Here is an 8,692-nt window from a genome sequence, read left to right on the forward strand (position 1 = left end):
GGCGAGGCGTCCCCGCCCCGCCCCCCCCCCCCCCCCCACACAGCCCCCCCCCCCCCCCCCCCCCCCACCCACACCCCCCCCCCCCCCCCCCCCCTCCGCCCCAACCCCCCCCCCCCCCCCCCCCCCCCTCCCCGCCCCCTTCGCCGTACGGGCGGGGTCAGCGGCTGTGCTGGGAGTCCGCCACCGTCACCTCGACGCGCTGGAACTCCTTCAGGTCGCTGTAGCCGGTGGTGGCCATCGCGCGGCGCAGCGCGCCGAAGATGTTCATCGAGCCGTCGGGGGTGTGGGACGGGCCGGTGAGGACCTCCTCCGTCGTCCCGACCGGGCCGAGGTCGACCAGCTTGCCGCGCGGCACGTCCTCGTGGACGGCCTCCATGCCCCAGTGCCGGCCGCGGCCCGGCGCGTCCGTCGCGCGGGCCAGCGGGGAGCCCATCATCACGGCGTCGGCGCCGCAGGCGATGGCCTTCGGCAGGTCGCCGGACCAGCCGACGCCGCCGTCCGCGATGACGTGCACGTACCGGCCGCCGGACTCGTCCATGTAGTCCCGGCGGGCCCCGGCCACGTCCGCGACGGCGGTCGCCATCGGGACCTGGATGCCGAAGACGTTGCGCGTGGTGTGCGCGGCGCCGCCGCCGAAGCCGACGAGGACGCCGGCCGCGCCGGTCCGCATCAGGTGCAGGGCGGCGGTGTACGTGGCGCAGCCGCCGACGATGACCGGGACGTCCAGCTCGTAGATGAACTGCTTCAGGTTGAGCGGCTCGGCCGCGCCCGACACGTGCTCGGCCGAGACCGTCGTCCCGCGGATGACGAAGATGTCGACGCCGGCGTCCACGACGGCCTTGGAGAACTGGGCGGTGCGCTGCGGGGAGAGCGCGGCGGCGGTGACGACGCCGGAGTCGCGCACCTCCTTGATGCGGCGGCCGATCAGCTCCTCCTGGATGGGGGCGGAGTAGATCTCCTGGAGCCGGCGGGTCGCGGACTCGACCGGCATCTCGGCGATCTCGTCGAGCAGCGGCTGCGGGTCCTCGTGCCGGGTCCACAGCCCTTCCAGGTTCAGCACGCCCAGGCCGCCCAGCTCACCGATGCGGATGGCGTGCCGCGGGGAGACCACGGAGTCCATGGGGGCGGCCAGGAACGGCAGCTCGAAGCGGTAGGCGTCGATCTGCCAGGCGATCGAGACCTCCTTCGGGTCGCGGGTGCGGCGGCTCGGAACGACGGCGATGTCGTCGAATGCGTAAGCCCGGCGGCCGCGCTTGCCGCGCCCGATCTCGATCTCAGTCACGATGTGTGGCCTTTCCCTCTACGTCTGCGCTGCCCAGTATCCCCGACACGCGGCGAAGGGGCGGTACCGGGAATCCCCGGTCCGCCCCTCCCCCGCGCCGGTGCGTTACTTCCTGCTGTAGTTCGGCGCTTCCACCGTCATCTGGATGTCGTGCGGGTGGCTCTCCTTGAGCCCCGCCGAGGTGATCCGGACGAAGCGGCCCTTGCTCTCCATCTGGTCGATGGACTCGGCGCCGACGTAGCCCATGGTCTGGCGCAGTCCGCCGACGAGCTGGTGGAGGACGTTGGCCAGCGGGCCGCGGTAGGGCACCTGGCCCTCGATGCCCTCGGGGACGAGCTTGTCGTCCGAGGCCACCTCGGCCTGGAAGTAGCGGTCCTTGGAGTACGACCGGCCCTGCCCGCGGGACTGCATGGCGCCCAGCGAGCCCATGCCCCGGTAGGACTTGAACTGCTTGCCGTTGATGAACATCAGCTCGCCCGGCGACTCCTCGCAGCCCGCGAGGAGGCTGCCCAGCATGACGCTGTCCGCCCCGGCGGCCAGCGCCTTGCCGATGTCGCCGGAGTACTGGAGGCCGCCGTCGCCGATCACCGGGACGCCCGCGGCGCGCGCGGCGAGCGCGGCCTCGTAGATCGCGGTGACCTGCGGGACGCCGATGCCGGCGACCACGCGGGTGGTACAGATCGAGCCGGGGCCGACGCCGACCTTCACGCCGTCGACGCCGGCGTCGATGAGGGCCTGCGCGCCGTCGCGGGTGGCGACGTTGCCGCCGATGACGTCCACGCCGACGCTGGACTTGATCTTGCCCATCCAGTCGAGGGCGTTGCTGTTGTGCCCGTGCGAGGTGTCGACGATGAGGAAGTCCACCCCGGCGGCCGCGAGGGCCTGCGCCCGGTCCAGCGCCTCGGGGCTGGCGCCGACGGCCGCGCCGACGAGCAGGCGGCCCTCGGCGTCCTTGGCGGCGTTCGGGTACTGCTCGGCCTTCTTGAAGTCCTTGACCGTGATGAGGCCCTTGAGGATGCCCGCGTCGTCGACCAGCGGCAGCTTCTCGATCTTGTGGCGGCGCAGCAGCTCCATGGCCTCGACGCCGGAGATCCCGACCCGCCCGGTGACCAGCGGCATCGGGGTCATGACCTCGCGCACCTGGCGCGTGCGGTCCGACTCGAAGGCCATGTCGCGGTTGGTGACGATGCCGAGCAGCTTGCCCGCGGGGTCGGTGACCGGCACGCCGCTGATGCGGAACTTGGCGCAGAGCGCGTCCGCCTCGCCGAGCGTGGCGTCGGGGTGCACGGTGATCGGGTCGGTGACCATGCCCGACTCGGACCGCTTCACCAGGTCGACCTGGTTCACCTGGTCCTCGATCGAGAGGTTGCGGTGCAGCACGCCGACGCCGCCCTGGCGGGCCATGGCGATGGCCATCCGGGCCTCGGTCACCTTGTCCATCGCGGCGGACAGCAGGGGGATGTTCACCCGTACGTTGCGCGAGATGAGAGACGAGGTGTCGACCGCGTTGGGCAGGACCCCGGACGCGCCCGGCAGCAGCAGCACGTCGTCGTATGTCAGCCCGAGCGTCGCGAACTTCTCGGGCACTCCGTCGACGTTTGCAGTCATGACACCTTCCCCAAATGGCCTTGATCGGTGCGGATGTCCATGCTAACGGCCCCGGCGGGCGTCTCATTCCACTGTCAAGATCACCTGGCTGGTCCGCACCCTCCCGGCGGGCGGCCTGGACCGTCCGCTACTGCTCGGCCAGCGCCCGCAGCCTGCTGAGCGCGCGGTGCTGGGCGACCCGGACCGCACCGGGGGACATCCCGAGCATCTGACCGGTCTCCTCCGCGGTCAGCCCGACCGCGACCCGGAGCACCAGCAGCTCGCGCTGGTTCTCCGGGAGGTTGGCCAGGAGCTTCTTGGCCCAGGCGGCGTCGCTGCTGAGCAGGGCGCGCTCCTCCGGGCCGAGGGAGTCGTCGGGCCGCTCCGGCATCTCGTCGGAGGGCACGGCGGTCGATCCGGGGTGACGCATCGCGGCGCGCTGGAGGTCGGCGACCTTGTGGCCGGCGATGGCGAAGACGAAGGCCTCGAAGGGCCTGCCGGTGTCCTTGTAGCGCGGCAGCGCCATCAGCACGGCGACGCAGACCTCCTGCGCCAGGTCCTCGACGAAGTGGCGAGCGTCACCGGGCAGCCGGTTCAGCCGGGAGCGGCAGTAGCGCAGGGCGAGGGGGTGGACGTGGGCCAGCAGGTCGTGGGTGGCCTGCGCGTCGCCGTCGACGGCCCGGTGCACAAGGGCACCGATCACCGTCGTCTCGTCGTCGCGCATCGGACCATGGTGCCCTGCGGGCGTACAGTCCGCTCCACCGCGTCCCGAGTTGTGCACCGAAGCGTTATGAGCGGGTGCGCCGGATGTCATGTCCTGCGCCCTCCCCTTCCGCTCGACCGAATCGTTCCTGAGGAACTCCACGACTCAAGGATGCGTCATCGGCCGGGAAGCGTCACATGACGCCGTCGCGCGGTCGCCCGGTCACGGGGTGTGGAGCCGGCGGCCCGTTCCGCGGCCCCGCCCGCCGGTCTGCGGACGGGGGCGGCTCGGGGGCGTCGTCAGCGGACCAGCCCCCAGCGGAAGCCGAGGGCGACGGCATGGGCGCGGTCCGAGGCGCCGAGCTTCTTGAACAGGCGCCGGGCGTGGGTCTTGACGGTGTCCTCGGAGAGGAACAGCTCGCGGCCGATCTCCGCGTTGGAGCGGCCGTGGCTCATGCCCTCCAGCACCTGGATCTCGCGTGCGGTGAGCGTGGGGGCCGCGCCCATCTCGGCGGAGCGCAGCCGACGCGGGGCGAGCCGCCACGTCGGGTCGGCCAGCGCCTGGGTGACGGTCGCCCGCAGCTCGGCGCGCGAGGCGTCCTTGTGCAGGTAGCCGCGGGCGCCCGCGGCTACCGCGAGCGCGACGCCGTCCAGGTCCTCGGCGACGGTCAGCATGATGATCCGGGCGCCGGGGTCGGCGGAGAGCAGCCGCCGGACCGTCTCCACGCCCCCCAGGCCGGGCATCCGCACGTCCATCAGGATGAGGTCGGAGCGGTCGGCGCCCCAGCGGCGGAGGACTTCCTCGCCGTTGGCCGCCGTCGTCACGCGCTCGACGCCGGGCACGGTGGCCACCGCACGACGGAGCGCTTCTCGGGCAAGCGGGGAGTCGTCGCATACGAGGACGGATGTCATGGCCGTCCTCCGCAACTAGTGCGCGTCACCTTGAGCCTCCAGGCTGATAACAAGTCGTCACCTGTGCGGTCGACCCCCTCGGACGTGTGCCCGAGCTCGATTCCCGTCAACCGCATCCGCTCTCTTAACGACGGTCACTCGAAAGAGTTACGGGCGGCACCACAGAGTTCGGCACTCTACGTGAAGAGACGCTCACAGAGGAGAACGGCACGGGTGCTTCACCCGTCAACCGAATTCCTTCGCAAAGACGTGCCCTATTTGGCAGCATTTCTTCTCTTTCGGGGTGTCTGTGAGTAGATTCCCGATCAGTCATATTTACATCTACTAGCACCATAGATGTACGGTCGAGACTTAGGTCACACGATCACCGGCGGTCGAACGCGGAGGACCGCCGGTCGCAGACGGTCGAGGCCCCCGCTTCCGACGCAGCACAGCTCCGAGGGGACAAGCAATGGCAGATTTCTCCCGCCTTCCCGGACCCAACGCAGACCTGTGGGACTGGCAGCTCCTCGCGGCGTGCCGAGGCGTGGACAGCTCCCTGTTCTTCCATCCGGAAGGGGAGCGCGGCGCGGCCCGGAGCGCCCGCGAGGCCTCCGCCAAGGAGGTGTGTATGCGCTGCCCGGTGCGGGCCGAGTGCGCGGCGCACGCCCTGGCCGTACGGGAGCCCTACGGGGTGTGGGGCGGTCTGACCGAGGACGAGCGCGAGGAGCTGATGGGCCGGGCCAGGTCCCGGCTGATCACGACGACGTCCCCGCGGGCCGCCACCGGCCCCGGCCCCACCTGACACCCGGACGGCCCAAGCGGTCGCAGAAACGTTTCTTCGAAAGGTTCAGCCATCCGGACCCGACCGGCCGCGAGGCGGTCGGCGGCGCTCCGGACCGCGCCGGGCAGGGCTGCCCCGGCGCCTCAGCGGGCGGCCGTCCGGGACAACTGGTCCAACGTGGCCGCCACCGCCGGAACGCGGGCCAGGTCGGGCAGGGTGAGCGCCACGATCTCCCGCTCGATCGCGGGCTCCACCGGCACGGTCCTGGCCCCCTTGGGGCGTACGGACTCCACGGCCAGCTCCGGCAGCACCGCCACCCCGAGCCCGGCCCCGACGAGGCCCATCACCGCCGGGTAGTCGTCGGTGGCGAAGTCGATGCGGGGGGTGAAGCCGGCCTCCTCGCAGACCTCGACCAGTTGGCGGCGGCACCGCGGGCAGCCCGCGATCCACGACTCCTCGGCCAGTTCGCCGATGCCCACGCTCGGCGCGTCCGCCAGCCGGTGCCCCTCCGGGACCAGGCCGATCAGCCGGTCGGTGAGCAGCGGCCGGACCACCAGGTCGTCCCATTCGCCGCCGGTGGTCCCGTAGCGGAACGCCAGCGCGATGTCGCAGTCCCCGTCGCGCAGCAGGTCCACCGAGCGCGGCGGCTCGGCCTCGACGAGGGAGACGCGGGTGCCGGGGTGCTCGGCGCGCAGCGCGGCCAGGGCGCCGGGGACCAGGGTGGAGCTGCCGCTCGGGAAGGAGACCAGGCGCACCCGGCCCGCCCGCAGCCCGGCGATGGCGGCGATCTCCTCCTCCGCGGCGGTCAACCCCGCGAGGATGCCGGAGGCGTGCCGCACCAGCGCCTCGCCCGCCTGCGTCAGCCGCATCTCGCGCCCGGTGCGGATCAGCAGCGTGGTGCCCGCGGAGGACTCCAGCGCCTTCATCTGCTGGCTGACCGCGGGCTGGGTGCAGCCCAGCTCGCGGGCGGCGGCGGAGAACGAGCCGGTGGCGGACACGGCGCGCAGGACGCGGAGGTGGCGTGCTTCGATCACCTCTCCACCATAAGAGACTCTTGGGTCGCGGGCCAATAAATCGTTCGGCTCTTTGAGGAGCGGGAGGTCGGTACGCGCGCACCCGCCCGGAGGCGGTGCGGCAGGGGGCGGTGAAGGAACGGCATCGGCCCTGTGACCCCGGTCCGTCGGCGGGAACTGCGTCGGCGCGCGGCGCGTCCACCCCCAGTGACCTGTGCTCCGCCGGTGCGGCGGCGACCGGGGTCCTCCGGCCCAGGGGCTGGAGGCCACGCGTCGTCGTCCAGTGACGGCGGGCGAACTCCACGGCTTCGGGAGGCCCCGTGACCCTGGCTCGCGTCCTCAACGTCCTCGGCATCGCCGCGACCGTCATCGGCCTGCTCGCCCTCATGGGCGGCTGCACGAAGGCGGACCAGGGCGAGATGTGCGGCGGGATGGCGATCAAACCCGGTCTGACCTGCGTGGACTCCAACGGGAACAAGCGCACGTACGACGAGATGATGGCCCAGAAGGAAGAGGGCCCGACGCAGATCAAAATGGGTGCGGCGGGCATCGCCCTCGGGATCGCGCTCGGCATCGGCGGCAGCGTCGCGCGTCGGCGGAGCACCCCGTCCTGAGCCGTGGAAACCGATTCCGAACCGAGTGGCCCCTTCCAGGAGACTTCCGTGTCCAACCCGCCGCAGCCCTGGTACGAACCAGGCGCGCCGACGCAGCCCGTACCCGGCAACCCGTACGCGTCGACACAGCCCATGGCCGGGCACCCGCACGCCCCGCAGGGCTACGGGCCGCCGCCCGGACCGCCGCCGCGCCGCCGCTTCCGCCGGGGGCCGGTCATCGCCGCCGTGGTCGCGTTCGCGCTCATCGCCACGGCGGGCGGGCTGTACGCCGCCACGGGCGGGGAGTGGGGCGGGTCGGAGCCGACCGCCGCCGAGAAGGCGACGCCGTCGCCCAGCCCCTCCGCGACCGCGCCGAAGTCCCCCGCTCCGGCTCCGCGCGCCCCGGAGTCGCAGCACATACCGACGACGCAGGAGATCAACGCCGGGCGGAAGCCGGGGGACGCGTCGGCGTGGATCGTCGACGACAAGACCGACCTGCCCGGCGGATACAACAAGGTCTTCGACCTGTGGATCGTGGGCGACCTCGCCGTCCAGGCCCTCCACCGGAAGGTCGCGGCCTACCGCCTCTCGGACGGCGCCGAGGTCTGGAGCGTCACCCTGCCCGCCACCGTCTGCGAGACGCCGGCCAACCCCACGCCGGACGGCAAGGTCGTGATCCTCTACCACGAGAGCGCCACCGCCGAGCGGATGAACCCGTGCAGCCAGATGCAGATGATCGACCTGCGGACGGGGAAGAAGGGGTGGCACAAGGAACTGGCCTCGTCCGGCGCGGACGACTCCAGGCTCCTCGTGTACAGCGCCGTCAGCGGGGGGACCTTCGCGCTCGCCCATGACATGAAGGCATCGGCCTACCGGGTCGCCGACGGGAAGAAGCTCTACGACATCCCCGCGGAGAACGGGGGGAAGTGCTACCCGGAGAACGTGGCGGGCGGGTCCCGGCTCCTGGTCAGCTCCGACTGCGCGCTCTCCTTCGACCGGGGCAAGAACTACAGCCAGCTCCGCGAGATCGACCCGCGCACCGGAAAGGTGCTGTGGCGTCACCAGACGGCCAGGAGCTGGCAGTTCGCGCGGGTGCTCTCCGTCGATCCGGTCGTCTTCACCACCTTCAACACCAAGGACTCCGCCAAGGACTGGCGCGTCTCCTCCCTGGGCCCCGGCGGGAAGCACCTCGCCACCTTCGACCCGCGGGTCAAGGGGTTCGAGCACTGCGCCGGGGACGGGGGCGGCAGTGACGCCCAGCCCTGCCGCGGCACCGCGGTCGGCCACGGCCACATCGCCCTGGGCGGCACCGACCAGGTCGGCACGTACGACCTCGCCACCGGGAAGTTCCTCTGGGGCGTCAAGTCCGACGACTCCCACAGGCTGTTCCCGCTGCGCGCGGAGGCCGGCCGGACACTGCTCGTCCACGAGGCGGCCACATCGAGCCGTCCGGGCCGCGTCTTCCGGATGGGCCCGCGCGGCGCGGGCACGGAGAAGGTCCTCCTGCGCCACCCGGCGTCGGCCGTGGGACCCGAGTACAAGACGTTCGCCGGGCGGCTGGCCTATGTCGGCGAACGGCTCGTCATGACCTCGGCGGGCGTGAGCGGCGACGACGACCGGCGCGAACCCCGCATGGTGGCGTTCGCCCCCGCCCCGTCCTGACCGGGGTTCGCGTACGCGGCGCGTGCCGCGTACGACGACCGCACTGAGCACGAGTGCGGCGGCGGGCATCGGGCCGCCGCCGCGGGGGGGGCCGAGGGCCGGGGGGGGGGGGGGGGGGGGGGGGGGGGGGGGGAGGGGGGTGGGGGGGGGGGGGTTGGGGCGGGGGGGGCAGGTCCGC

Annotated in this window: 8 protein-coding genes; 3 read left to right on the forward strand and 5 right to left on the reverse strand. The window is 72.5% G+C overall.

Features of this window, described 5'->3' with window-relative positions; all coding sequences use genetic code 11:
• Positions 1 to 157: 157 nt before the first annotated feature.
• The 4 genes from ACZ6EJ_RS26985 to ACZ6EJ_RS27000 all read right to left on the reverse strand — a co-directional run bounded on the left by ACZ6EJ_RS26985 (position 158) and on the right by ACZ6EJ_RS27000 (position 4,483).
• Positions 158 to 1,282: a GuaB3 family IMP dehydrogenase-related protein gene (locus tag ACZ6EJ_RS26985; RefSeq protein ID WP_469270744.1), complete on the reverse strand. Its 1,125-nt coding sequence runs from the start codon at positions 1,280 to 1,282 to the stop codon at positions 158 to 160.
• A gap of 105 nt (positions 1,283 to 1,387) precedes the next feature.
• Positions 1,388 to 2,890, reverse strand: coding sequence for an IMP dehydrogenase (gene guaB / locus ACZ6EJ_RS26990; RefSeq protein ID WP_469270745.1), 1,503 nt, complete (start codon positions 2,888 to 2,890; stop codon positions 1,388 to 1,390).
• A 127-nt stretch (positions 2,891 to 3,017) separates the two neighbouring features.
• Complete coding sequence (locus ACZ6EJ_RS26995; protein ID WP_030084428.1) at positions 3,018 to 3,593, reverse strand: sigma-70 family RNA polymerase sigma factor; 576 nt, start codon at positions 3,591 to 3,593, stop codon at positions 3,018 to 3,020.
• 278 nt (positions 3,594 to 3,871) lie between these two features.
• Positions 3,872 to 4,483, reverse strand: coding sequence for a response regulator transcription factor (locus tag ACZ6EJ_RS27000; RefSeq protein WP_003948568.1), 612 nt, complete (start codon positions 4,481 to 4,483; stop codon positions 3,872 to 3,874).
• 451 nt (positions 4,484 to 4,934) lie between these two features.
• Here ACZ6EJ_RS27000 and ACZ6EJ_RS27005 point away from each other — a divergent pair, with 451 nt between their 5' ends.
• On the forward strand, positions 4,935 to 5,267 hold the full coding sequence (locus ACZ6EJ_RS27005) for a WhiB family transcriptional regulator (RefSeq protein WP_469270747.1): 333 nt from the start codon (positions 4,935 to 4,937) through the stop codon (positions 5,265 to 5,267).
• A 122-nt stretch (positions 5,268 to 5,389) separates the two neighbouring features.
• Here ACZ6EJ_RS27005 and ACZ6EJ_RS27010 read toward each other — a convergent pair whose 3' ends face one another.
• Positions 5,390 to 6,280, reverse strand: a complete 891-nt coding sequence (locus tag ACZ6EJ_RS27010; RefSeq protein WP_469270748.1) for a LysR family transcriptional regulator — start codon at positions 6,278 to 6,280, stop codon at positions 5,390 to 5,392.
• A 299-nt stretch (positions 6,281 to 6,579) separates the two neighbouring features.
• Between ACZ6EJ_RS27010 and ACZ6EJ_RS27015 the strand changes: the two genes are divergently transcribed.
• Positions 6,580 to 6,873, forward strand: coding sequence for a hypothetical protein (locus ACZ6EJ_RS27015; RefSeq protein WP_469270749.1), 294 nt, complete (start codon positions 6,580 to 6,582; stop codon positions 6,871 to 6,873).
• A gap of 48 nt (positions 6,874 to 6,921) precedes the next feature.
• Positions 6,922 to 8,514 carry an outer membrane protein assembly factor BamB family protein gene (locus tag ACZ6EJ_RS27020; RefSeq protein WP_469270750.1) on the forward strand — a complete coding sequence of 531 codons (1,593 nt, stop codon included), beginning with the start codon at positions 6,922 to 6,924 and terminating at the stop codon, positions 8,512 to 8,514.
• Positions 8,515 to 8,692: the final 178 nt, after the last annotated feature.

This window comes from Streptomyces sp. NPDC041970, assembly GCF_055588985.1.